The organism is Massilia sp. UYP11 (assembly GCF_050434805.1).
Lineage (GTDB): Bacteria > Pseudomonadota > Gammaproteobacteria > Burkholderiales > Burkholderiaceae_D > Telluria.
Window position 1 is genome coordinate 1 of the sequence record NZ_JBNDJE010000030.1, and the last position, 24,451, is coordinate 24,451.

The 24,451-nt window shown below is 65.3% G+C and carries 24 protein-coding genes; 17 read left to right on the top strand and 7 right to left on the bottom strand.

Features of this window, described 5'->3' with window-relative positions; all coding sequences use genetic code 11:
* Window positions 1-139: 139 nt before the first annotated feature.
* Together ABIB38_RS22785 and ABIB38_RS22790 are read right to left on the bottom strand one after the other, a co-directional pair.
* On the bottom strand, window positions 140-1,357 hold the full coding sequence (locus ABIB38_RS22785) for an MFS transporter (protein WP_429206947.1): 1,218 nt from the start codon (window positions 1,355-1,357) through the stop codon (window positions 140-142).
* Window positions 1,354-2,655, bottom strand: a complete 1,302-nt coding sequence (locus ABIB38_RS22790; protein WP_429206948.1) for an ATP-binding protein — start codon at window positions 2,653-2,655, stop codon at window positions 1,354-1,356. Before ABIB38_RS22790 ends, ABIB38_RS22785 begins: the two co-directional genes overlap by 4 nt.
* A 137-nt stretch (window positions 2,656-2,792) precedes the next feature.
* Here ABIB38_RS22790 and ABIB38_RS22795 point away from each other — a divergent pair, with 137 nt between their 5' ends.
* From ABIB38_RS22795 to ABIB38_RS22805, 3 genes are read left to right on the top strand one after another with little or no spacing between them, the layout of a single operon-like run.
* Window positions 2,793-3,116, top strand: coding sequence for a hypothetical protein (locus ABIB38_RS22795; RefSeq protein WP_429206949.1), 324 nt, complete (start codon window positions 2,793-2,795; stop codon window positions 3,114-3,116).
* Between the two features lie 35 nt (window positions 3,117-3,151).
* Window positions 3,152-3,985 (top strand): MipA/OmpV family protein, encoded by an 834-nt coding sequence (locus tag ABIB38_RS22800; protein WP_429206950.1) that lies wholly within the window; start codon window positions 3,152-3,154, stop codon window positions 3,983-3,985.
* A gap of 2 nt (window positions 3,986-3,987) precedes the next feature.
* Window positions 3,988-4,695 carry a hypothetical protein gene (locus tag ABIB38_RS22805; protein WP_429206951.1) on the top strand — a complete coding sequence of 236 codons (708 nt, stop codon included), beginning with the start codon at window positions 3,988-3,990 and terminating at the stop codon, window positions 4,693-4,695.
* A gap of 218 nt (window positions 4,696-4,913) precedes the next feature.
* Here ABIB38_RS22805 and ABIB38_RS22810 read toward each other — a convergent pair whose 3' ends face one another.
* Window positions 4,914-5,618, bottom strand: a complete 705-nt coding sequence (locus ABIB38_RS22810; RefSeq protein WP_429206975.1) for a response regulator — start codon at window positions 5,616-5,618, stop codon at window positions 4,914-4,916.
* A gap of 261 nt (window positions 5,619-5,879) precedes the next feature.
* On the opposite strand from ABIB38_RS22810, the gene ABIB38_RS22815 reads away from it, so the two are divergent.
* From ABIB38_RS22815 to frc (ABIB38_RS22830), 4 genes are all read left to right on the top strand, one after another.
* Window positions 5,880-6,962 (top strand): phophatidylserine decarboxylase associated domain-containing protein, encoded by a 1,083-nt coding sequence (locus tag ABIB38_RS22815; RefSeq protein ID WP_429206952.1) that lies wholly within the window; start codon window positions 5,880-5,882, stop codon window positions 6,960-6,962.
* A gap of 181 nt (window positions 6,963-7,143) precedes the next feature.
* Entirely contained in the window at window positions 7,144-7,665 is a 522-nt protein-coding gene (locus ABIB38_RS22820) for a hypothetical protein (RefSeq protein WP_429206953.1), read from the top strand.
* 110 nt (window positions 7,666-7,775) lie between these two features.
* On the top strand, window positions 7,776-9,098 hold the full coding sequence (gene oxlT / locus ABIB38_RS22825) for an oxalate/formate MFS antiporter (RefSeq protein ID WP_429206954.1): 1,323 nt from the start codon (window positions 7,776-7,778) through the stop codon (window positions 9,096-9,098).
* A gap of 272 nt (window positions 9,099-9,370) precedes the next feature.
* Window positions 9,371-10,618 (top strand): formyl-CoA transferase, encoded by a 1,248-nt coding sequence (gene frc / locus ABIB38_RS22830; RefSeq protein WP_429206955.1) that lies wholly within the window; start codon window positions 9,371-9,373, stop codon window positions 10,616-10,618.
* A gap of 58 nt (window positions 10,619-10,676) precedes the next feature.
* Here frc (ABIB38_RS22830) and ABIB38_RS22835 read toward each other — a convergent pair whose 3' ends face one another.
* Entirely contained in the window at window positions 10,677-11,600 is a 924-nt protein-coding gene (locus ABIB38_RS22835) for a LysR family transcriptional regulator (RefSeq protein WP_429206956.1), read from the bottom strand.
* A gap of 121 nt (window positions 11,601-11,721) precedes the next feature.
* On the opposite strand from ABIB38_RS22835, the gene gcl reads away from it, so the two are divergent.
* The 4 genes from gcl to ABIB38_RS22855 are packed head-to-tail and all read left to right on the top strand — an operon-like array spanning window position 11,722 to window position 16,180.
* Entirely contained in the window at window positions 11,722-13,464 is a 1,743-nt protein-coding gene (gene gcl, locus ABIB38_RS22840; RefSeq protein ID WP_429206957.1) for a glyoxylate carboligase, read from the top strand.
* 32 nt (window positions 13,465-13,496) lie between these two features.
* Window positions 13,497-14,282: a hydroxypyruvate isomerase gene (hyi, locus tag ABIB38_RS22845; RefSeq protein ID WP_429206958.1), complete on the top strand. Its 786-nt coding sequence runs from the start codon at window positions 13,497-13,499 to the stop codon at window positions 14,280-14,282.
* Window positions 14,283-14,328: 46 nt separating this feature from the next.
* Window positions 14,329-15,216: a 2-hydroxy-3-oxopropionate reductase gene (locus ABIB38_RS22850; RefSeq protein ID WP_429206959.1), complete on the top strand. Its 888-nt coding sequence runs from the start codon at window positions 14,329-14,331 to the stop codon at window positions 15,214-15,216.
* Between the two features lie 31 nt (window positions 15,217-15,247).
* Window positions 15,248-16,180, top strand: a complete 933-nt coding sequence (locus ABIB38_RS22855; protein ID WP_429206960.1) for a histone deacetylase family protein — start codon at window positions 15,248-15,250, stop codon at window positions 16,178-16,180.
* A gap of 108 nt (window positions 16,181-16,288) precedes the next feature.
* On the opposite strand, the gene ABIB38_RS22860 is transcribed toward ABIB38_RS22855, so the two are convergent.
* Window positions 16,289-16,444 carry a hypothetical protein gene (locus ABIB38_RS22860; protein WP_429206961.1) on the bottom strand — a complete coding sequence of 52 codons (156 nt, stop codon included), beginning with the start codon at window positions 16,442-16,444 and terminating at the stop codon, window positions 16,289-16,291.
* Window positions 16,445-16,619: 175 nt separating this feature from the next.
* Window positions 16,620-17,603, bottom strand: coding sequence for a LysR family transcriptional regulator (locus ABIB38_RS22865; RefSeq protein WP_429206962.1), 984 nt, complete (start codon window positions 17,601-17,603; stop codon window positions 16,620-16,622).
* A gap of 127 nt (window positions 17,604-17,730) precedes the next feature.
* On the opposite strand from ABIB38_RS22865, the gene ABIB38_RS22870 reads away from it, so the two are divergent.
* The 3 genes from ABIB38_RS22870 (at window position 17,731) to ABIB38_RS22880 (ending at window position 19,980) form a co-directional block, all read left to right on the top strand.
* Window positions 17,731-18,048: a hypothetical protein gene (locus tag ABIB38_RS22870; RefSeq protein ID WP_429206963.1), complete on the top strand. Its 318-nt coding sequence runs from the start codon at window positions 17,731-17,733 to the stop codon at window positions 18,046-18,048.
* A 109-nt stretch (window positions 18,049-18,157) separates the two neighbouring features.
* Window positions 18,158-18,925, top strand: coding sequence for a fumarylacetoacetate hydrolase family protein (locus tag ABIB38_RS22875; protein ID WP_429206964.1), 768 nt, complete (start codon window positions 18,158-18,160; stop codon window positions 18,923-18,925).
* Window positions 18,926-18,942: 17 nt separating this feature from the next.
* Window positions 18,943-19,980 (top strand): 2-dehydropantoate 2-reductase, encoded by a 1,038-nt coding sequence (locus tag ABIB38_RS22880; RefSeq protein ID WP_429206965.1) that lies wholly within the window; start codon window positions 18,943-18,945, stop codon window positions 19,978-19,980.
* Window positions 19,981-20,127: 147 nt separating this feature from the next.
* Here the strand turns inward: ABIB38_RS22880 and ABIB38_RS22885 are convergent, their stop codons facing one another.
* Window positions 20,128-20,736: a Crp/Fnr family transcriptional regulator gene (locus tag ABIB38_RS22885; RefSeq protein WP_429206966.1), complete on the bottom strand. Its 609-nt coding sequence runs from the start codon at window positions 20,734-20,736 to the stop codon at window positions 20,128-20,130.
* A 143-nt stretch (window positions 20,737-20,879) separates the two neighbouring features.
* On the opposite strand from ABIB38_RS22885, the gene oxc reads away from it, so the two are divergent.
* The 3 genes from oxc to ABIB38_RS22900 all read left to right on the top strand — a co-directional run bounded on the left by oxc (window position 20,880) and on the right by ABIB38_RS22900 (window position 24,444).
* Entirely contained in the window at window positions 20,880-22,586 is a 1,707-nt protein-coding gene (gene oxc / locus ABIB38_RS22890) for an oxalyl-CoA decarboxylase (RefSeq protein WP_429206967.1), read from the top strand.
* A 94-nt stretch (window positions 22,587-22,680) separates the two neighbouring features.
* Entirely contained in the window at window positions 22,681-23,931 is a 1,251-nt protein-coding gene (gene frc, locus ABIB38_RS22895; protein WP_429206968.1) for a formyl-CoA transferase, read from the top strand.
* Between the two features lie 84 nt (window positions 23,932-24,015).
* Complete coding sequence (locus ABIB38_RS22900; RefSeq protein WP_429206969.1) at window positions 24,016-24,444, top strand: PAS domain-containing protein; 429 nt, start codon at window positions 24,016-24,018, stop codon at window positions 24,442-24,444.
* Window positions 24,445-24,451: the final 7 nt, after the last annotated feature.

A 24,451-nucleotide genomic window follows, 5' to 3' on the forward strand; every position in this document is an offset into this window, starting at 1 on the left:
CGCCTTGGCGGCGACTCTGATCGAAACAAGCTTGCTCATATTGCATAAGACCGCGCAACAATGAGCAAGTTCGAGCTGACTGTAAAAAGCCCTGCACGGCGTCCGAATGGACGCCTTTTTTTTTGCGCCCGGAGATGCGTCAGGTGCTTTCCAGGTGCGGGCGAGCGCTACGGGCGCTCCAGCGGCGCAGGGCCACCGAGGCCCAGAGGGCGAGCAGGCCGCCGACGACCAGCACCAGCCGGGTATCGATCAGCGTCAGCACCGCGCCGGCCAGCGCCATCAGGATATTGGCCAGGCAAAAGATGGTCGATAGCAGGGCCATGACCGACCCCTGGCCATGCAGCGCGAACTCGTCCGCCGCCCAGGTCTGCAGCGCGGTGTTGTAGAAGGCGTGCGGCGCGCCGAACAGGAGGATGCCGGCGATGCCGATCCACAGGTTGCCGAAGCCCACGCACAGCACGGCGGTTGCCGCCATGGCCGCATACCAGCCGGCGCGCAGGCGCCCCTCGACCCGGCTGGCGTGGCCGGCGAACAGGGCGGCCATGGTCATCAGTGCGCACATGCCCATGTTGACGATGGCAATCTGGCGCGCATCGTAGCCGCCCACGTCCACCAGCCACAGCGGAAAGAACTCGTACAGCGCCGCGACGCCGCAGCAATACGCCAGGTGCACCGTGAACAGGGTGCGCAGCGGCCCATGGCGCAGCAGGGTCAGGGCGTGGCGCTCGCGCACGACCGTCCACCAGCGCTGGCGCTGCAGGTGGGCCTGGATTGGCGTGGCCGGGATCGAGACCAGCACGCCGGCGGCGCCGAGCAGCAGGGCGCCGGCGGCGATGTAGAAGGGCAGTGCAGGTCCGAAGGCCATGGTCAAGCCGGCCAGCAGCGGGCCGACCAGCCAGCCCAGGTTGAACGAACCGTTGAGCCACGACAGCGCGTGGTTGCGTAGTGGCCCCTTGATGCGCTCGATGACCAGCGCCCGCATTACCGCGCCATTTCCCTCCAGCAGGCCGGTGAAGAAACGCGCCGCCAGGAACAGCAGATAGGATTCCATCACCATCGCCACGGCCGTCAGCAGGTGGCCGAGTGCGGCGCCGGCGGTGGTCAGGAGCAGGGCGCGACGCCGGCCGAAACCGTCCGACATTGGCCCCAGTATCGCACTGCCGATCAGCAGGCCGACCGGGTTGATCATCAGCGCAATCCCCAACAGCAGCTTGGGCGGCAAGCCGAGGAAGCTGTTCAGTCCGTTGACGTTGCCGTCGGCGAACAGCGGCGCCAGCATCGGATAGGGCAGGGAGGCGCCGACGGTGGACAGCAGTCCCAGGCCGCACAGCGTTGCGATCAGCAGGCGTTCGTTCATGCCGGCAGCCTGACCACGAAGCGCGCGCCGCCCAATGGCGAGCTTTCAACGCGCAGCGTCCCGCCATGCAGGACGACCGCCTTGTGCGCGATCGACAGGCCGAGCCCGAAGCCGCCGGTGGCGCGGTCGCGGCTGCGGTCGAGGCGGTAGAACGGGGCGAAGATCCGGTTGCGCTCCTGCTCGGGAATGCCGGGGCCGTCGTCGTCGACGGCGATCTCGACGCCATCCGGCGTGCGCCGCGCCGCCAGCACCACCTGTGCCTGCGCATATTTCTGGGCATTGCGCAGCAGATTGCCGACCGCACGCGCCAGCAGGCGGGCATCGACGACGATCGTGCCGAGCCCGGCCGCCGGCGCACAGGTCACCTGTTGCGGCGAGGGCGGCAGGGTGGCGCAGCAGTCGCGCAGCAGCGCCTCCAGGTCGACCGGTGCGCCCTGCAGGGTACGCACGCTGTCGAGCTTGCTCATATCGAGCAGCTCCCTGACCAGATCGTTGAGCTCGGACAGGTCGCCCTCCATGGCGGCGATGCGGCGGCTCAGGTCGGGATCCCTGGCCCTGGCGTCGAGCAGCTCGAGCGCGAATTCCAGGCGCGCGATCGGCGTGCGCAGTTCGTGCGACACCGAGTGCAGCAGGTTGCGCTGCGCGTCCATCAAGTCCTCGATGCGGCCCGCCATGTGGTTGATCCGTTCCGCCAGCGGATAGACGGCGTCCGACGGCTTCAAACGGGCGCGCACCGACAACCGGCCGGCGCCAAATTCGTCCGCCATGCGCGACAGCGACTGCAAGCCGCGCCAGTGCGAGCGTGACCACAGCGCGATCGGCGCCAGGAGGGCGATGGCGACGATCACGTAGCGCAGCAGTTCCATCTTGAGCGCTTGTCCTATGTCGATCGGCAACTCCCTGGCGTGCAAGACCTCGTCCTGGCTGCCGATATACCGTTCGCCGTCCAGGTCGACCCGCCGGTAAAAGGACTTGCCGGCCACGTCGATCACGATGCCTCCCCGCTCGAGCTCGGCGCGCTGGCCGGCGCCGAGGGCGTCCAGCGCCTGGGGCAGGGGCATCAGGTCGTAGCGCACGTCGGACACTTCGCGCACATTGTTCAGGCGGGTCAGCCATTCGTCGCTGGGCGCCTGGTCCACGTATTGTTCGAGCAGGAAGATCTGGGCCGCGGCCTGGCGCCGCGCGATGTCGTCCAGCGGGTCGCCGAACAGGCGCGCGAAGGCGAAATAGATGACGAAGGTGGCAGCCGTGATCGACAGCATGACGAGCACGAAGAAGCGGAAGAATAACCGGTTCACGGGCGCGTCCTGGGTAACTGTCGGTCTGGTGGGGCCGGCTGCATGGTTTCTCCTCGGGCTCGAATTGTACAGGCGCAAGGACCGCTCCGGTGCGCCCTGGCAGCGCGCGGGCGGCGCGGCTTACAAATTGACGACAATTGGCCGACATCTGGAGGGTGCATGACGCGCGGCCGAACGATTACCATCTTTCCCATCATCAGGTTTCCGTTTGCCCATCTGATGCGCAAGTATCGGTGGGTTTTTTTATTCAGCAGGAAGCGACCCGGAGCGGGACTCGCCTCGACCGTCAGGAAGCGCTGATGCGCATGGCGCGCGCGCGCAATACCGTCAGGTCCGGCGCCGCGCCGGTCGGAGCGCCCGCGCATACGGCGCGGTCCCCTGCGCTGACCGTGGACGCAGCCCGGACCGGGAATGCGCTGCCGGTCATGATGGGATGGGAGAGCGAAGCTTGCTCGACGTAAAATATCGACAAACGAACTCTCCGAGTAATTTCACGATGAAACCATTCTTCGCCCTGGCCCTGGCGGCTGCGAGCACCGCAGCGAGTGCGCAGACGCCGGCCACCAACCCGATGCCCGACGGCAGCCGCGACATGTACGCAGGGCTGGGCGCCGTCTCGCGGCCGCGTTACGAAGGGGCGGACAGCCGACAGGTTTCAGCCTTGCCGGTGCTTCAGGTGCAATGGAGCAACGGCCTTTTTATTTCCGGCATGAGCGCAGGGATGCATCTGTCCAACCGTCCCACGGTCGAGTACGGTCCGCTGCTGTCGGTCCACCCCCACCGTGACGAGTCCGGCACCGGGCGTGTCGTCGACGGCGTCGGCGTGACGAGTTCGCCGCTGCAGTTCGCCCGCACCGGGAACCGCCTGGAGGGCATGAAGGACGTCGGCACCCGGCTCGAGGGCGGCTTCTTCTTCAACCATTACCTGGCGCCCCAATGGCGGCTGACCAGCAGCGTGCTGCTTGGCGCGGGCAACGACCGCGATGGCGCACGCATGGAACTGGGTGTGCAGCGCCTGGCGGTGCAGGTCGCGCCGCAGCATATGCTGTCGTTCCATGCCGGCGCCACCATCGCCAACGCCGACTACAGCCGCGCCTATTTCGGCGTCAGCGAACAAGAATCCTGGCACAGCGGCAACCCACCTTATCGCCCTGGCGGCGGCATCAAGGATGTCCGCGCCGGCGTGCGCTGGAACTGGGTCTTGCACCCGTCCTGGATGCTGGTCACCCATGTCCAGGCCACGCAGCTGGTCGGCAGTGTCCGCAATAGCCCGCTCGTCGAGCGGCCCACCAACGTGACGGTTTCGGCCGCCTTCGCCTACCGGTTTTGATGATGCGACGCGCACACCTCACCGCCTGCGTGACCTTGCTGCTGACGGCCGGCCTGGCCGTGGCGCAGCCGCGCGCCGGGGAATGGGTGAACTATCGCGATGCCTACCGCGCGATGGTGCTGTTTGACAAATACGGTGGCCCCAAGAATCTGCTGCACAACCACTTGCAGGTGCTGCCGCGCGACAAGGGCGTGCTGGGGCCGGGCGCGCAACTGCGCATGCAGGGCAAGACCGTCCAGACCAGCCTGGCGCTCGATGCGCTCGGCCGCACCGTGTTGCCGCTGCTTAAGGCGGCGTATGACGAGAACGCGGTGTTGACCCTGACCCGGCCGCCGGGCGGCTTCACGCTGAAGCCGCGGGTCTCGCTGGCGCTGCGCGCCGACGGTGCGTACGAGGTGGCCGACCTGCGCGCGGCCTGCGAGCAGGCGCTCGGCTTTGCCCGCTATGCCGACAATTCCGCGCGCGCTCGCCAGTGCGTCGGCGTGCGCCTGGTGTTCCCGAAAGAGGACGAAGCGGCGGGCGTGCGGGTGCGCGCGGGGGCCGCCGAACAGGCGCTGGCGCCTGCGCGCGGCCCCGCCTTCGCGGGCGACGCCGACGAGGACTTCCCGGTCGTCACCTACCGTTTCGGCGCGCAGCCGGCGGATCAGCGCGTCACCGCGCAGTTGATGACCTATCACGCGCCGCTGGCGATCGTGCCGCTGTTCGAATAAAGCTGGTGGCGCCAAAAAATAAGCTGCAGGGCGCTAATACCGTTAAGTTAAGCTAGCTGAGTAGCCGTCAAATACGTCGTCCCCGCGCAGGCGGGGACCCAAGTTCTGCAAACGTCGTCAAAACGCTTGCAAGATTGGGTCCCCACCTTCGTGGGGACGACGTTTCTACGCTCACTCAAGAAGACTTTCGCCTTAACTTGACGTCAGGGGGCAGGTCGTCAGTTCCAGGCCGAAGGCGAGAACAGGTAACCTTCGCCCCATACCGTCTTGATCTTTTCGGAGTCGGCATCGTCGAACTTGCGGCGCAGCTTGGAGATGCAGTTGTCGATGCTGCGGTCCAGGCCGTCGAACTCGATGCCGCGCATTTTCTTGAGCAGGGCGTCGCGCGACAGCACGCGTCCGGCCGCCTCGGCCAGCACCAGCAACAGCTTGTACTCGGTATTGGACAGCACGCAGGGCTGGCCGCGCCAGACCACGCTGCGGTCGGAGGTGACGATGCGCAGCGCGCCGAACTGCAGCACGCGCGCATCGACGCCCGACTTGGCCTGGGTGCGGCGCATCAGCGCGCGCAGGCGCGCCAGCAGGACGCGCGGCTGCACCGGCTTGTTGACGAAGTCGTCCGCGCCTTGTTCGAGGCCGGAGACTTCGTCATAGGAGTCTTCGCGCGCGGTGAGGATGAGGATGGGCACGTCGGACTGGTCGCGAATCCGGCGGCAGACGATCATGCCGTCCAGGCCCGGCAGCATCAGGTCGAGGATCACGATGTCGGGCGCCAGTTCCTTGAAACGGGCGAGCGCGGTATCGCCGCGCGTGACCAGTTCGACCGCGAATTCATAGCCGGACAGGTATTCGGTGACGAGCTCGGCCAGGCGTGCATCGTCTTCCACCAACATCACTCGGTACATACGGTTCTCCTCGTCCATCATTGTATAAGACCAAGTGTCGAATTAACACATCCTCAGGATATAGAAGACAGTTCATTACAGTTTGACGACAATTGGGAGGCCATTGCCTGGATGGCCCGTGCCCAGCGCGGTAACTGGCGGCTGGCTATGACGTTGCAAGCGACAGTAAATCTACCCATCCTGGATGTTCGGGAGTCGGACTGATCCATATCAAACAGGCGCGATTGGGCGACGGTTAAAAAGGTGATTTGTCCATTCTGATCACCCGAAGGAGTTGCCGTGGCGCCCGCACTGCATGACGCGCAACTCGACATCGATTCCGGTCCCGACGATCCGCACGGCGGCTGGCTGCCCCGGTACGGCAGCGCCGCCATGCGAACGTATGTCGCGCGCGTGCTGGGCGCCGAACGAACCGCGCTGGCGCCATCGGTCCAGGCGCTGGCCAGCTATATCGAGGACAACGACGTCGTGCGCCGTCTCGTCCACGCCGCCTGCGCCGACGGCCTGGCCAGCAGCAACGGGCAGGCAGCGCACGCCGGGAGTGTGCCGGGGGCGCGCATCAAGGACCTGGACGCGGACCTGGGCGCCTTGCTGCACGGCCTGAACACGGTCCTTACGCATGCGCCGGGCTTCATCGACGGCGAGCTGATCGGCTTGCCGTTTTCAGCTTTCTTGGCGGATACAGGCCGGACCGCGGGCGGCGCCGCCTTGTTCGGGCACCCCACCTTCAGCCTCTTGATGTCGAACATCCTGAGCGACTGGCATGCCTTCCTCGACAGCCCGGCCTCGAACGTCGGCTTTCGCATCGAGGGCGAACAGTGGCTGGCGCCAGAGGCGAAGGAGCGATACCGGTTCCCGGTATGGAAAAAGGATGCCGGCACGCCGCCTTACTGGAACAGCTGGAATGCCTTCCTCACGCGACCCTTCGCGCATCCCGGGCAGGCGCGCCGCGTCGTCGCTCGCAATGCGCACGGTACCGTCATCTTTCCTGCCGATGGCGCGCCGGTACGCCGGGATGCATGCCGGTCCGGGCGCACGCGTTGCGCGCCGGCCGAGCTCCTCGCGTCGCCGCTGCCGCAGCAGCAGGCGCTGATCGACGAGCAGCGCCTGGTCGACCTGTTCGACGGCGGCCAGGTCTTCCAGGCCAGTCTGGGACCGTATCACGTCCAGCGCTGGTGGGCGCCGGTCAATGGCGAGGTGCTGTTCGACCCATTCGTCATTCCCGGGAGCTTCTTCGCGCAACTGGTCGCGCCAGACGCCGGCGGCGCCACGGATTCGCTTGCGGGCAGCGGCCATGCACGCGGGGTGATCGTGATCCGGACCGAAGGCCATGGCCACGTGTGCTGCATCCCCTGGGCCTGAGCGAGGTGTCCAGCGTCGTGTTCGACCCGGGCATGCGGCGCGGCGCCCATGTATGCCAGGGCCAGGAGATGGGGACGTTCAACGGCGGCGGGTCGTCCTTCGCGCTCCTCCTCGCCGGGCCGCCCGGCTCCCGGACCGGCGCTGACGCCGTGGCGACCGGGACGGCGGGCAGTGCGCCACGATGATCGTCGAACGCGAGGCTCGCGTCGATGGCATCGAGCGTCTACAGTGGTTCGATGCGCCATCACGCAGCTGCAATTTCCATGCGGAAAGTTGGCGCGCAGTCAGCGTATTTATGCCCGCCTGGCGCGGTCCGCTAAAAACTCAAAACATAACCGCGGTCAATGATTCTCGAAATCGGCTCCAGCAACATCATCTCACTTTCACCGTTTTCCAGATCGCGATGCGGCGCTGCCCGGTCAGGGCGCCGATGGTGAAAGCAGTGAGCGCAATTCCCATTGCGGTCGTTGAGATGTCCAATCTTGCACATGAGGAGAGCGGCAATAGCGCACATTCAAAATCTGGAAAGCACGGTGGAGAACTGTATCAAGCGGCTGTCTCGCCTGGTGGGCAGTTCGGCCGCCAGGAGCATGCCGACGTCCTTTTTTGCCGGCAGGGTGCGTTCACAAATTTAAACAGAAAAGGCGTAGGGGTTGGCGCGCGAGTCCATGACTCGACGTGGAGCATGCACATCACACCATAAAAATGGAGACATGAAAATGCTGGAAACCATAACCAGGCAGGCGCGCTCGGCGCCCGCAATTCCGTCTGCAGGTCTGCAACAGAAACACTTCACCGTTCAAGGAGCGCCAAATGCATAATTCATCGGCAGCCGCGCTTCAGCCACAAAAGCCAGCTTCCAACAGCACGCGCTGGTTCCAGCTCGCCGTCGGCGTCGTCTGCATGATCGCCACCGCGAACATCCAGTATGCGTGGACCCTGTTCGTTCCCGAGATCCAGGAAACCTATGGCTGGTCGCGCGCCAGCATCCAGGTCGCCTTCACGCTGTTCGTCATCGTCCAGACCTGGCTCGCGCCGCTCGAAGGGTACTTCATCGATAAATTCGGTCCCCGCATGATGGTCGCCTTCGGCGCCATCTTCATCGGCCTGGCCTGGATCATCAATTCGCAAGCCACCACCCTGGCGGGGTTCTACGTCGGCGCGGCCGTCGGCGGCATCGGCGTGGGCTCGATCTATGCCACCTGCATCAACAACGCGATCAAGTGGTTCCCGGATCGCCGCGGCCTGGCCGTCGGCCTCACCGCGGGTGGCTACGGCGCCGGTTCGGCCGCCACGATCCTGCCGATCGCGGCCATGATCGAGTCGTCGGGCTTCCAGCAGACCTTCCTCTTCTTCGGCATCCTGCAAGGCACGCTGGCCTTCATCGCCGCCTGGTTCCTGCGCTCGCCAACAGCCGCCGAAGTCAAGAAATCGAGCAAGCTGGTGCAATCGACGCATGACTACACGCTCAAGGAAGCGCTGAACACCAAGCTGTTCTGGCTGATGCTGGTGATGTTCGTGCTGGTGGTCACCGGCGGCATGATGGCGGTCGCACAGCTCGGCGTGATCGCGCAAGACCTCGGCGTGAAGGAATTCCAGGTCGACCTGCACTTCTTCGTGATGGCCGCCCTGCCGCTCGCCCTGATGCTGGACCGGATCATGAACGGCATATCGCGACCGCTGTTCGGCTGGATCTCGGACCATATCGGCCGCGAGAAGACCATGGTCATCGCGTTCACGCTCGAAGGCCTCGGCATCATCGCGCTCGGCTACTTCGGCAGCAATCCGTACGCCTTCCTGATCCTGTCGGGCATCGTGTTCCTGGCGTGGGGCGAAGTGTACTCGCTGTTCTCGGCCCTGGCCGGCGACGCCTTCGGCACCAAGCACATCGGCAAGATCTACGGGGTGCTGTATACCGCGAAGGGCATCGGCGCGCTGTTCGTTCCTGTCGGCAACTTGATGATGGAAGCGACCGGCACCTGGTCGACCGTCCTCTACACCGTCGCCACCATGGACCTGATCGCGGCGCTGCTGGCGATCACGGTGCTGCGACCGGTGCTACGCAACCACGTCACCTACTCCAGGAATCGCTACGCGGAGGAGAACGCGGTCGGGAAGGGCCCCGTGCCTGCCTGACGCCCCGGCACGGATAAGCACCCCAGGAAAACGGGCTTCTTCGGAAGCCCGTTTTTTTGCGCGCCGCAGCCGGCCGCGTTTCGATGTCAAATATTCATTTCATGAATCTTGACTACGGTCATTGAGCTCAGCTGGCGCATCTCGCTAAGATCCGTAGACGCAGCGGCTTTACGCGGTGAATGGGTCGATCGCGGCATGCACCAGGGTTTGGTCCAGGGTAGTGCCGAGCGCAGCATCGAATTAGCTAAGTTAAATCTTCGGAGGAAACTGGTATGGGCAAGGCATTGGAAGGCGTTCGCATTCTCGATTTCACCCATGTCCAGTCCGGACCGACCTGCACCCAGCTGCTGGCCTGGTTCGGGGCCGACGTCATCAAGGTCGAGCGCGCCGGCGAGGGCGACGCCACGCGCAACCAGCTGCGCGACATCGCGGGCGTGGACAGCCTGTATTTCACCATGCTCAACCATAACAAGCGCTCCATGACGCTCGACGCCAAGCGGCCCGCCGGCAAGGAAGTGCTGGAAACGCTGATCAAGCACTGCGACGTGCTGGTCGAGAACTTCGCGCCGGGCGCGCTGGACCGGATGGGCTTTAGCTGGGAACGTATCCAGGAACTCAATCCGCGCATGATCGTGGCATCGGTCAAGGGCTTCGGCCCCGGCCCCTACGAGCACTGCAAGGTCTATGAAAACGTGGCCCAGTGCACCGGCGGGGCGGCGGCCACCACGGGTTTCGACGATGGCCCGCCGATGGTCAGCGGCGCGCAGATCGGCGACAGCGGCAGCGGCCTGCACCTGGCGCTGGGCATCGTGACCGCGCTCTACCAGCGCAACACCACGGGCCGCGGCCAGAAGGTGCTCACCTCGATGCAGGACGCGGTGCTGAACCTGTGCCGGGTCAAGCTGCGCGACCAGCAGCGCCTCGAGCGCAACGGCGTCATGGAAGAGTATCCGCAGTTCGCCGACGGCCAGTTCGGCGAGTCCGTTCCGCGCGCGGGCAATGCCTCGGGCGGCGGGCAACCCGGCTGGATCCTCAAGTGCAAGGGCTGGGAGAGCGATCCGAACGCATATATCTACTTCATTGCGCAGGCCCAGGTGTGGCCCTCGGTGTGCAAGCTGATCGGGCGCGAGGAGTGGATCACCGACCCCGATTACGCAACGCCGAAGGCGCGCCTGCCGCGCCTGATGTCGATCTTCGCCACGGTCGAGGAGTGGAGCACCACGCTCACCAAGTTCGAGGCGATGGACATCCTGAATAAATACGATATCCCGTGCGGGCCGATCCTGTCGATGAAGGAAATCGCCGAAGAACCGTCGCTGCGCGCCACCGGCACGATCGTCGAGGTCGATCATCCCGAGCGCGGCCCCTACCTCAGCGTGGGCAATCCGATCAAGCTCTCGGACAGCCCGACCGAGGTGCGCCGTTCGCCGCTGCTGGGCGAGCATACCGATGAAGTGCTGGCCGACCTGGGCTATTCGCGCGAGCAGATCGCGCTGCTGCGCGACGAGCGGGTGATCTAGCCTGTCATGACAGGCCGCGTGCCGGCCGTCCTGACAGGCCGTCCTTGCAGGCCGTGCCCTACAAGCCGTGCCCCGCAGGCCGTGTCCAGTACCCGGGCTGGGCATAGATCGCCTTGAGGGTGTCGATGAATGAGCGCACCCTTGCCGGCAGGTGGCGCTGCTGCATGTAGACCGCCATGATGTCGTAGTCGGGCAGGGCGTATTCGTCGAGCACCGTGACCAGCTGGCCGGCCGCCAGCTGCGCCTGGATCTCCCAGGTCGAACGCCAGGCCAGCCCGAGTCCTTCGCTCGCCCAACGGTGCAGCAATTCGCCGTCGTTGCAGTCGAGGTTGCCGTTCACCTTGATGGTCACCGGCTTGCCATCCTTCTGGAAGTACCAGCCGCGCTGCTGCCCCCCCTGCAGGTTGAAGGCCAGGCAGTTATGCAGCGCCAGCTCCTCCAGCGTGCGCGGGACGCCGCAGCGCGCGAAATACGCCGGGGTGCCGCACACCACGCGCCGGTTGGTCGCCAGCCGGACCGCGACGAAACTCGGATCGAGCACGCCGCCGATCCTGATCCCCAGTTCATAGCCTTCGCGCACCAGGTCGACCACGTGGTCGGTGAGGTTGAACGAGATCTGCACGTTGGGATTGGCCGCCAGGTAGGCCGGGGCGTGCGGCGCCACGTGCAGCCGCCCGAACGCCGCCGGCGCCGAGACGATCAGGTGGCCGCTGGCCTGGTCCCGGCCTTCGGACACGATGGTTTCGGCCATGTCGATGTCCGCCAGCAGCCTGCGGCAATGCTCGAGGAATACCGACCCCGATTCGGTCAGCGTCAGGTGGCGGGTGGTCCGGTGCAGCAGCTTGACGCCCAGGCGGCGTTCCAGCGCGTCGATGCGGCGCCCCAGCATGACCGGCGTGATGTTCTGCCCCAGCGCGGCGCGCGCCAGACTGCCCTTGTCGACCGCGTCGACGAAGGCCCACATCTGTTTGACCTTGTCCATGCCTGCAGTATTCCATACTCCAGGGATCGAATACACCTACTTTTTGTGTTCTTATCAGCGCCGCCGCGACGCTCTAGCATACGTTCATCGCAATCGTGCGTTGATGAACCTGGAGGCCGCAATGGCAAAGATGACAGCCGCAGAGGCAGCGGTGCTGGTGATGGAAAAAGAGGGCATCGAGGTCGCCTTTGGCGTGCCCGGCGCCGCGATCAATCCGTTCTACGCCGCGCTGAAGAAGCGCGACAGCATCCGCCACTATCTGGCGCGCCACGTCGAAGGCGCCTCGCACATGGCCGAGGGCTATACCCGGGCCAGGGCCGGCAACCTGGGCGTGTGCATCGGCACCTCGGGACCGGCCGGCACCGACATGATCACGGGCCTGTATTCGGCCCAAGCCGATTCGATACCTATTCTTTGCATTACCGGCCAGGCGCCGCGCGCCCGCCTGTACAAGGAAGACTTCCAGGCGGTCGACATCGAGTCGATCGCCAGGCCCGTGACCAAGTGGGCCGTCACGGTGCGCGAGCCGGCCCTGGTGCCGCGCGTGTTCCAGCAGGCCTTCCACCTGATGCGTTCAGGCCGGCCCGGTCCGGTGCTGATCGACCTGCCGATCGACGTGCAGATGGCGCAGATCGAGTTCGACGGCGACACCTATGCGCCGCTGGCGCTGCACAAGCCGCGCGCGACCCGCGCCCAGGTCGAGAAAGCGCTCGACATGCTGAACGCGGCGCGGCGCCCCCTGATCACCGCCGGCGGCGGCATCATCAACGCCGACGCGTCGGCGCTGCTGGTGGAGTTCGCGGAGATCACCGGCGTGCCCGTGATTCCGACCCTGATGGGGTGGGGCGCGATTCCCGACGACCATCCGCAGATGGCGGGCATGGCGGGCCTGCAGACCAGCCACCGCTACGGCAACGCGACCTTGCTGGCTTCCGACTTCGTGATGGGCATCGGCAACCGCTGGGCCAACCGCCATACCGGCGGCATCGAGGTGTTCACCCGCGACCGCACCTTCGTGCACATCGATATCGAACCGACCCAGATCGGGCGCGTGTTCGGTCCCGATCTCGGCATCGTCTCCGATGCGAAGGCCGCGCTCGAACTGCTGGTGGAGGTGGCCCGAGAGTGGCGCGCGAGCGGCCGCCTGCAGGACCGCGCCGAATGGCTCGAGGAATGCCAGGAGCGCAAGCGCACCATGCTGCGCAAGAGCGACTTCGAGACCGTGCCGGTCAATCCCTTGCGCGTCTACCACGAGATGAACGCCTACTTCGGACGCGACGTGCGCTACGTGGCCAGCATCGGCCTGTCGCAGATCGCCGCCGCCCAGTTCTTGCACGTGCACCATCCGCGCCACTGGATCAACTGCGGCCAGGCCGGCCCGCTGGGCTGGACCATCCCGGCGGCGCTCGGTGTGCGCGTGGCCGACCCCGATGCCGACATCGTCGCCATCTCGGGCGACTACGATTTCCAGTTCCTGATCGAGGAACTGGCGGTGGCGGCGCAGTTCAAGCTGCCGTATATTCACGTATTGGTCAACAACGCCTACCTCGGCCTGATCCGCCAGGCCCAGCGCGGCTTCGAGATGGACTATTGCGTCCAGCTGGCGTTCGAGAACGTCAACGCGCCGGAACTGGAAGGCTATGGGGTCGACCACGTCGCCGTGGTCGAGGGCCTGGGCTGCAAGGCGCTCAGGGTGTTCCGGCCAGACGACATCATCCCCGCCTTCGAGCGTGCGCGCGCGCTGATGGGGCAGTACAGCGTGCCGGTGGTCGTCGAGATCATCCTCGAGCGCGTGACCAATATCGCGATGGGCACGGAGATCGACGCGCTCAACGAGTTCAATGAAGTCCTGGATGTGCAATAGCCGGCACGGCAGACCGAGATGAGGAGACCGCAATGACCAGACTTGCCGCCAACCTGACCATGCTGTTCAACGAAGCCGATTTCCTCGACCGCTTCGAGCACGCCGCCCGGGCGGGCTTTCGCGGCGTCGAATTCCTGTTCCCGTACGCCTGCCGGCCTGAAGACATCGCCGCCCGGCTCGATGCATGCCGCCTCGAGCTGGTGCTGCACAACCTGCCGGCCGGGGACTGGGCCGGCGGCGAGCGCGGCATCGCCTGCCATCCGGGGCGCGAAGCGGAATTCCAGGACGGCGTCGACACGGCGATCGCGTATGCCAGGGCGCTGGGCGTCAAGCAGCTCAATTGCTTGGCGGGCATCGTGCCGCCCGGCGTCGCGCTGGAAGACGCGTACTCCACGCTGGTGTCGAACCTCGCATTCGCGGCCGGCAAGCTGAAACGCGAGGGGATCCGCCTCTTGATCGAACCGATCAACACCTTCGACATCCCGGGATTCTTCCTGCACGGGACGCGCCAGGCGCTGGACCTCATCCGCGCGACCGGCGCCGACAATCTGTTCCTGCAGTACGACATCTATCACATGCAGCGCATGGAGGGCGAGCTGGCGGCGACGATCAAGGCCAACCTCGGCCTGATCGGCCACATCCAGCTGGCCGACAATCCGGGCCGCGGCGAGCCGGGCACGGGCGAGATCAATTACCGCTACCTGCTCGGCATGTTGGACGAGATCGGGTATGGCGGCTGGGTCGGCTGCGAGTACAAGCCGCGGGCGGGCACCGCCCAGGGATTGCGCTGGATCGGCGAACACGGCCTGCAGGCATAGTTCGGCTCGTGAAGCGCTTCGCACGACAACACTTCTGGAGACCATCATGACGAAAGTAGGATTCATCGGCCTTGGCATCATGGGCGGCCCCATGGCCGGCAAGCTGCAGGAGGGCGGCTGCAAGCTGTTCCTGCACGACCTGAAAAATCCGCCGCTGGGGCTGATCGAGGGCGGCGCCACCGTCTGCACCAACGCCACCGAGGTGGCCAAGCGCGCCGACATCATCATCGTGATGGTGCCCGATACCCCGCACGTCGAAGAAGTGCTGTTCGGCGCCGACGGCGTGGCCGCGGGCCTCACGCCGGGCAAGATCGTGATCGACATGAGTTCGATCTCGCCGATGGCCACCAAGGAGTTCGCCAAGAAGATCAACAAGCGCCAGTGCGACTACCTCGACGCGCCGGTGTCGGGCGGCGAGGTGGGGGCGCGCGCCGCCACCCTGACCATCATGGTGGGCGGCGCGCAAGAGGCGTTCGACCGCGCCAGGTCGCTGTTCGAGCTGATGGGGAAGAACATCACCCTGGTCGGCGGCAACGGCGATGGCCAGACCACCAAGGTGGCCAACCAGATCATCGTCGCGCTGAACATCCAGGCCGTGGCGGAGGCGCTGCTGTTCGCCTCGAAGGCGGGCGCCGACCCGGCCCGGGTCAGGCAGGCGCTGATGGGCGGCTTCGCCGCCTCGCGCATCCTGGAAGTGCACGGCGAGCGGATGGTCAAGCGCACCTTCGCGCCGGGCTTCCGCATCGAGCTGCACCAGAAGGACCTGAACCTGGCGCTGCAGGGGGCCAAGAGCCTCGGTCTCGCGCTGCCGAATACCGCCACCGCGCAGGAGCTGATGAATTCCTGCGCCGCCCACGGCATGGCCCAACTCGATCATTCGGCGCTGTGCCAGGCGATCGAGCGGATGTCGAACCACGCCATCGCCGCAGATTGACGCGGCTGCCTGCCGCCATCGGAGACAGCATATGGATACCTGGGTATTTCATCATCCGGCCTGCCTGGCGCACGAGCCCGGGCCGGGCCATCCCGAAGCGCCGCAGCGCCTGCAGTCGGTCATGAAGGCGCTGCGCCAGCCGGAATTTTCGCAGCTGACCTGGCGCGAAGCGCCGCTCGGCACGCGCGAGCAGGTGTTGCTGGTGCACCACGCCGAGTACGTCGACGCGATCGCCGCCGCGGCGCCGGGCCGCGGCCTGGTGGCGCTGGACGGCGGCGACACCCTGATGTCGCCCGGCACCTGGGAGGCGGTGATGCGCTGCGTCGGCGCCGCCTGCGCCGGGGTCGATGCGGTGATGGCGGGCGAAGCCGCCAACGCGTTCTGCGCGACCCGGCCGTGCGGCCACCATGCCGAGCCGGACCGGGCGATGGGCTTCTGCATCTTCAACCAGGCCGCCATTGCCGCCGTTCACGCGCTCGAGACGCACGGCCTGCAGCGCGTGGCCGTGGTCGATTTCGACGTTCACCACGGCAATGGAACCCAGGCCGCATGCTTTCACCGGCCACAACTGTTCTTCGCCTCGAGCCACCAGTCGCCGCTGTACCCGGGAACCGGCGCGGCGCACGAGTCGGGGGCAAGCGGCAATATCGTGAACCTGCCGTTGCCGCCGGGCTGCGGCTCGACGCTGTTCCGGTCCGCCGTGGCGCGCGAGCTGCTGCCCGCCTTGCGGCGCTTCGCGCCCGAGCTGATCGTGGTGTCGGCCGGTTTTGACGCGCACCGCTGCGACCCGCTGGCCAGTATGGCCCTGGAAGACGAGGATTTCGCCTGGATCACGCGCGAGGTGATGGCAATTGCAGGGGAGGCGTGCGAGGGACGGATCGTGTCGATCCTGGAAGGCGGCTACAGCGTCGAGGGGCTGCTGGGCGGCAGCGCGGCGCATGTGCGTGCGCTGATGGGGCACTGATCGAATGCTGATTGGCGCGGGGGCGAAAGCCCCGCGCGGCCACGACAAACCCGGTTCGCGCTGCCCCAGGGGGCGCGCGCGCCGTGTCGTCGCGTGGTGGACCCTAAATTACAGGCCGCAATTGTAGTATGCCGGGTCCGAATCCTGGCCGGTGTAGCCTGGCTCGAGCTTCTCGCGCAGGTTGAGCGTGAGGAAAGCGACGATGAGCGACAGCAGCGAGTGCGACGGGGCTGCGAACGTGGTGTGGGCTGGTGCGTTGATCATGACTGGCTCCTGAAAGTTGGTTTGTGCGATGCAGTAAATATAGGGATTACTCAATCGTGCTTCCAATTTCGAGTTCTGATACCAGTTATGCTGTTCATGAATGTTTCCTACTAAAAACCGGCATTTTTGTGAGATCTGACGTTGGCGCGGCCGGTCATCCTGTGTGGCTGCGCAGCTACAAGCTCCTGTCAACGCCTTGCCGGTCAGCATCCGGACTGGCCGGCGTGTCCGGCATGGGCGAGGGAATCAGCGCGGCGATCCGGGTCTCCCCTTCATCGAGCAGGAACTGGCGAAACGCCCGCGCCACCGGTGGCAGCCGCTTTTCGCGGCGGTGCACCACGTACCAGTTGAGCATCAAGGGAAACCCCTCGACCTCCAGCACCACCAGGCTGCGCGCCGCGAGTTCGCGGCCGATCGTGTGAAACGACAGGAAGCCCAGTCCGATGCCGGCGATTACCGCCTGCTTGATCGTCTCAGTGCTTTTGATTTCCATCGCGACGGTCAGTTCGGCCAGGTGCGGGCCGAAGGCGTCCTGCATCGAGAACCAGGTATCGGAGCCCGGTTCGCGAATCACGAACGGGTGACGGACCAGGTCGCTCATCGGGATGCGCCCCGGTGCGGCTGCCGCCAGCGGATGGTCGGGCGCGGCCACGATGACGTAGGGGTGGGGGGCGAACGCATCGTTCTGCGTGTCGAGTTCGGCGGGGGGGCGCACCATCACGGCCAGGTCGGTGCGATTCGCCGCCAGCTTGTCCAGCAGCTCTTCGCGGTTGTGCACCGTCAGGTTCAGTTGCACGCCCGGATGCTGGCGCGCGAACGCGACCATCAGCTGTGGAAAGAAGTAGTCGCCGGCACTGATCACCGCCACGTTCAGCTTGCCGCCGGCGATTCCCTTGAGTTGTGCCATCGCATCTTCGGCCTCATCGAACTGCTGGATGATGGCGCGGCAGAAGTGCAGCAGCTCTTCGCCCGCCTGGGTCAGGTAGATCTTCTTTCCCAGCTGTTCGAACAAGGGCATGCCGACGTGGCCCTCGAGCGTGCGGACCTGGGTCGATACGGCGGGCTGAGTCAGGTGCAGCTCCTCGGCGGCGCGCGAAAAGCTGAGGCGGCGCGCGACCGTCTCGAAGACCTTCAGTTGTCGCAGTGTCGCGTTCTTCATCGGTGCCCCCATCCAGGTATAAGCAGTCGTTAATGATTATCCCTAAAAACTTTCACTATTACTCATCATTTTGTTGGACTACGATGGTTTCAACACAGCTCGACCGCAACCACCAAAGGAGAGTGCCATGACGACGATCTGCAGCAGCGACATCGATGCCGAATGCAACGCTTACAACGCGGCCTTTCATGAACTGGGACTGAGCTGGGTCTGGGACACCGGACTCTATGCGAGCGCGGTCGCCGGCGCCGACGACCGCACGGGCCTGCGCAATTACCTGGCGCGGCATCAACCGCACCTCCTGAGCGCGCACGACGCCGACTTCCTGGTCGAGGCGATCCTGGCCGCCAAGGAACGCTGCCAGGCGCAGCTGAGCGCCGCCGGCTGCAATCCCAGGGCTTTCATCGACTGGTCCGCGTTGCAGCAGCGCCAGATCGGCGCCTAGGCCCGAGCGGGCCTGCTGAGATTTTCGAATCTTAACCGTGGTCAAGGATATACGGAATCGGTTCTTCCACAATCAGCCATCCACCGACCCGACGTACGAGAGACATCATATGATCCGACACTGGATACGCTTTCAACACCTCGACACCGTACGTTTCGGCACGATCGAGGGCGACAAGATACGGATCTTCAAGGGCGATATGTTCGACAGCCCGCAGCGCACCGACCTGTCGGTGAACCTGGACGAGGTCGAGGTGCTCACACCGAGCGTGCCTGGCAAGGTGCTGGCGATGTGGAACAACTTTCATGCACTCGGCCAGAAGCTGGGCCTGGAGCCCCCGGACGAGCCGCTCTACCTGATGAAGCCGCCGACGTCCTACCTGGCGCCGGGCGGCACGATCCGCAAGCCGCGGTGCGAGGGCAAGGTGGCGTTCGAGGGCGAACTGGCGATCGTGATCGGCCGCCGCTGCAGCGCGGTCCCGGTCGAGGACGCTGCCGACTACGTGTTCGGCTATACCTGCGCCAACGACGTCACCGTGGGCGAGATCATCGCGCGCGACCCGACCTTTCCGCAGTGGGTGCGCGCCAAGGGCTTCGACACCTTTTGCCCGTTCGGCCCGGTCATCGCCACCGGGCTCAACCCGGCCATGCTGGTCGTGCGCACGACCCTGAACGGCGAGGTGCGCCAGGATTACCCGATCAACGACATGGTGTTTTCGGTGGCCGAGCTGGTCAGCCGGATCTCGCAGGACATGACACTGGAGCCAGGCGACCTCCTGCTGTGCGGGACGTCGGTCGGCGTCGGCTCGATGCGCCCGGGCAGCACGATCGAGGTAGAGATCGACGGCATCGGAAAGCTCATCAATCGGTTCGAGTAAACGACAAGGGGTGGGTCATGAAGATCGCAGTGATTGGAGCGGGAGCAATTGGCGGCCTGGTCGGCGCGAGGCTGGCGCTGGCGGGCGAAGAGGTGACGTTCATCGTGCGGGGAGCCAATCTGGCGGCGATTCGCGCCAACGGCATCAAGCTCATCGAGATGGATGGCGAGGAGAAGGTGGCCTCGGAGGTGCGGGCGACGGACGACTATGACGCGGCCGGCGAGCAGGACCTGGTGATCCTGGCCCTCAAGGCGCACCAGGTCGATGGCGTATCGGCCCAGATCGGCAAGCTGTTCGGGCCGCGCACCGTGGTGGTGACGATGCAGAACGGCATACCTTTCTGGTATTTCCACCGCCATGGCGGCGAGTTCGACGGGCGCACCGTGCACAGCGTCGACGCCGGCGGCGAACTGGCGCGCCGGATTCCCCCGGAGCGGGTGCTCGGCTGCGTGGTCTATCCGGCCGCCGAACTGGTGGCGCCGGGCGTCATCCGGCACATCGAAGGCGCGCGCTTCCCGCTGGGGGAACTGGACGGCACGGCGAGCGAGCGGGTGACTGCGGTGTCGGCCTGCTTCCAGAACGCCGGCTTCAAGTCGCCGGTGCTCGACAATATCCGCGCCGAGATCTGGCTCAAGCTGTGGGGCAACGTCTGCTTCAATCCGATCAGCGCGCTGGCTCATTCGACCCTGGTCGACATCTGCCAGTACCCGCTCACGCGCGAGCTGGCGGCGGAAATGATGCGCGAGGCGGAAGCGGTCGCCACCAAGCTGGGCATCACCTTCCGCGTGCCGCTGGACCGCCGTATCGAGGGGGCCGCGCAGATCGGCAAGCACAAGACCTCGATGCTGCAGGACGTGGAGGCGGGCCGGGGACCCGAGATCGATGCGCTGGTCGGGTCGGTGATCGAACTGGCGCGCATGACCGGCACACCCACGCCGCATATCGATTCGGCGTATGCGCTCGTCAAGCTGCTGGAGCAGACCATGACCGAAGAGGGCGGCGGGGTAAAGCTGCAGAGGGCGGTGACGCCGGTAACGCCGGTATCGACAGTTTAGCCGCATGCACGTCGCCCCCGCGGAGGCGGGGGCCCAAGTTTGCAAGCGTCTCGGTAACGCATGCAGCGCTTGGGCCCCCGCCAAGGCGCCCGGCGAGGGCGGGGGCGACGTTTTCGAGCAAACGAAGCAAACAGCTTTGCTCGACCTTCAGATCTTTCCCCGATTCTTCAGGCGGCTCAGCGTTTCCGGCGACAGGTTCAGGTACGCCGCCAGTTCTTTCTTCGGCAGCCGTTCGAACAGGTCGGGGTGCTTGCGCATGAAGCGGTGGACCCGGCCCGGCGCGTCGAGCAGGTGCAGCGTGATGGTGTGCGCCATGATGGCGCTCATCAGGTTCATGACCTCGTATTCGAAGGCCTGCTTCACGGTGCGGTGGCTTGCCAGGTAATCGACCCATTGGGGCAGCGGCATGCGCGCCACCCGCACCTTGGTGACGCAGGCGATGGAAAAAGGCGTCGGCGTCTTGAGGCACCAGGCGGCGTAGCTGGTTTCGATGTCGCGTTCCGCCGAAAAGCGCAGGATCATTTCCTTGGCTTCCTGGTTGGAGACCTGGCGCTTGAGGATGCCGTCCAGGATGAAGTACTGCGACATCTCGTGCACACCCTGGTTCAGCAGCAAGTCGCCTTTCTGGTGGTTCTCGATCGTCAGGTACGGCTCGAGCGCCGCCATTTCACTGTCGCGCAGTTCCTTGAGCACTACATTCTGCTTTAACTGCAGACGAATGATGTTTCGTTCCGAGTGATTTGCAATAGTCGTCATGAACGCGGTCGATTTTCGTGATTCTCACATGATGCGGCCAAAATTGACCATGGTCAATGAGACAAATCAGACGTGCTGGATATGATGGTTTGCGGGCGATACACACCGCGTTCTGCCCGGATCGACAATAACTGGAGACAGCAATGACTAACCACGTATCGGTAGACGTGACCGACGGCTTCCACCTGGTAATCGATGCCCTGAAACACAACGACATCGATACGATCTTCGGCCTGGTCGGCATTCCGATTACCGACCTGGCGCGCCTGGCGCAGGCCGAGGGGATGCGTTTCATCGGCTTTCGTCATGAACAGAACGCCGGCAATGCCGCGGCAATCGCCGGCTACATGACGCAAAAGCCGGGTATTTGCTTGACGGTCTCGGCGCCGGGCTTCCTCAACGGCCTGACGGCGCTGGCCAACGCCACCACCAACTGCTTCCCGATGATCCTGATTTCAGGATCGAGCGAACGCGAGATCGTCGACCTGCAGCAGGGCGACTATGAAGAAATGGACCAGCTGAACGCGGCCAAGCCCTACGCCAAGGCGTCCTACCGCATCAACAAGGCCGAGGACATCGGCGTCGGCGTCGCGCGGGCGATTCGCGCCGCCGTCTCGGGCCGCCCGGGCGGCGTCTATCTCGACCTGCCGGCCCAGCTGCTGGCGCAGACGATCGAGGCAGGCCACGCCAAGCGTTCGCTGATCAAGGTGGTCGACCCGGTGCCGCGCCAGATCCCGGCGCCGGACGCGGTGCAGCGCGCGCTCGACCTGCTCAAGGGCGCGAAGAAGCCGCTGATCCTGCTCGGCAAGGGCGCCGCCTACGCGCAGGCCGATGCGGACATCCGCGCGCTGGTCGAGCGCACCGGCATTCCCTACCTGCCGATGTCGATGGCCAAGGGCCTGTTGCCCGATACGCATCCGCAGTCGGCCTCCGCGGCCCGCTCCTACGTGCTGGCCGAGGCCGACGTGGTGGTGCTGATCGGCGCGCGGCTCAACTGGCTGTTGTCGCATGGCAAGGGCAAGACCTGGGGCAAACCCAAGCAGTTCGTCCAGATCGATATCTCGCCCACCGAAATCGACAGCAACGTGGCGATCGCCGCGCCCGTGATCGGCGATATCGGCTCGTGCGTGGCGGCCCTGCTCGACGGGCTGGACGGCGCCGGCATCGCGAAGCCGGATGCCGAATGGCTCGACCCGATCGCCGAGCGCAAGGAGCAGAACATGGCCAAGATGGCGGCACTGCTCAATCGCGATGCGGCGCCGATGAACTTCCATACCGCCCTGCGCGCGATCCGCGACGTCCTCAAGCAGCATCCGGACATCAACCTGGTGAACGAGGGCGCCAACACCCTGGACTATGCGCGCAGCATCGTCGACCAGTACCAGCCGCGCAAGCGTTTCGACTCCGGCACCTGGGGCATCATGGGGATCGGCATGGGCTATGCGATCGGCGCGGCCGTCGTCAGCGGCAAGCCGGTGGTCGCGATCGAAGGCGACAGCGCCTTCGGTTTCAGCGGCATGGAACTCGAGACGATCTGCCGCTACGAGCTGCCGGTGACGACCATCATCTTCAACAACAACGGCGTCTACCGCGGCACCGACGTCAACCCGACCGGCGGCAAGGACGTCGCCCCGACCGTGTTCGTCAAGAACGCCCGCTACGACAAGATGATCGAGGCCTTCGGCGGCATCGGCTACCACGCCACCACGCCGGAAGAGCTGACCCGGGCGCTGAGCGAGGCGATCGCGGCCGGCAAGCCGGCCCTGATCAATGCCGTGATCGACGAGTCGGCCGGCACCGAAAGCGGCCGCCTGACCAATCTGAATCCGCAAAGCAACGCGAAAAAGTGACATCACGCGCGACACAGCGACAGGCACGACCGCCGGCGCCCATGAGGCCGCCGGTGGTTTCCGCAATATCGACTGCATAAAGGAGACTGACATCATGAGCAAACCACTCGAAGGCATCAAGATCATCGACTTCACCCACGTCCAGGCCGGCCCTGCCTGCACCCAGCTGCTGGCGTGGTTCGGCGCCGACGTGATCAAGGTCGAGCGTCCCGGCGCGGGCGACGTCACGCGTTCGCAGTTGCGCGACATCCCCGGCGTCGACGCCCTGTATTTCACCATGCTCAACAGTAACAAGCGTTCGCTGACGCTCGACACCAAGAAGCCAGAAGGAAAGGAAATCCTGACCAAGCTGATCAAGGAGTCGGACGTGCTGGTGGAGAACTTCGGCCCGGGCGCGCTCGATCGCATGGGCTTTACCTGGGAGCACATCAAGGAATTGAACCCGGGCATGATCGTGGCGTCGGTCAAGGGCTTCAGCGACGGTCACCACTACGAAGACCTGAAGGTCTATGAAAACGTGGCACAGTGCGCCGGCGGCGCGGCCTCGACCACCGGTTTCGACGACGGCCCGCCAACCGTCAGCGCCGCCGCCCTGGGCGACAGCAATACCGGCATGCACCTGGCGATCGGCATCCTGACCGCCCTGCGTGCGCGCGACACCACGGGCAAGGGCCAGAAAGTGGCGGTGTCGATGCAGGACAGCGTGCTCAACCTGTGCCGCGTCAAGCTGCGCGACCAGCAGCGCCTGGACCGGGTCGGCTACCTCGAAGAATATCCGCAGTATCCGCACGGCAAGTTCTCGGATGTCGTGCCGCGCGGCGGCAATGCCGGCGGCGGCGGCCAGCCGGGCTGGGTGCTCAAGTGCAAGGGCTGGGAGACCGACCCCAACGCCTATATCTACTTCACCATCCAGGGCCATGCCTGGGCGCCGATCTGCAAGGCGATCGGCAAGGAAGAGTGGATCGACGACCCCGCGTACATGACCGCCCTCGCGCGCCAGGACAAGATCTTCGACATCTTCGGGACGATCGAGGAGTGGCTGAAGGACAAGACCAAATTCGAGGCGGTCGACATCCTGCGCAAGTACGACATCCCGTGCTCGCCGGTGCTGTCGATGAAGGAAATCGCCGCCGATCCATCGCTGCGCGCCAGCGGCACGATCGCCGAGGTCGAGCACAAGGAACGGGGCAAGTACCTGACCGTGGGCAGCCCGATCAAGTTCTCGGACATGAAGGTCGAGATCAAGGGCTCGCCGCTGCTGGGCGAACACACCGACGAAGTGCTGGAAAGCCTGGGATACAGCAGCAACGAGATCGCGGCGCTGCACGAAAAGCAGGTGGTGTGAGCGCGGAACTGGCTGGATAAAACGAAACTTCGGTGCGCGTCGGCGGTCTGCCGCGCGCACCTTTTTTTTCATGGGGGAGATACCATGCAGGCTGATATCGATTTCCAACAACTGCTGCAGGCACTGGGCGACGGCGTCATCGTTTGCGATGCACAAGGCGACATCACGTTCTGGAACGCCGCCGCCACGCGCATTTTCGGCTTCACCGAAAGCGAGGCCATCGGGAAGTCGCTGGACCTGATCGTGCCCCAGCGCCAGCGCCAGCGGCACTGGGACGGTTATCACAAGACCATGGCCACCGGCGAGACGCGCTATGGCGCCGACGTGCTGCGGGTGCCGGCCGTGCACAAGGACGACAAACCCTTGTCGATCGCCTTCACGGTGGCGCTGCTGCACGGGCCGGACGGGGAAGTGTCGGCGATCGTCGCCGTGGTGCGCGACGAGACCGAACGCTGGGGAGAAGAACGCAAGCTGCGCGCGCGCCTGGCCCAGCTCGAGACAACGCAGGCTTGAGCGTGCG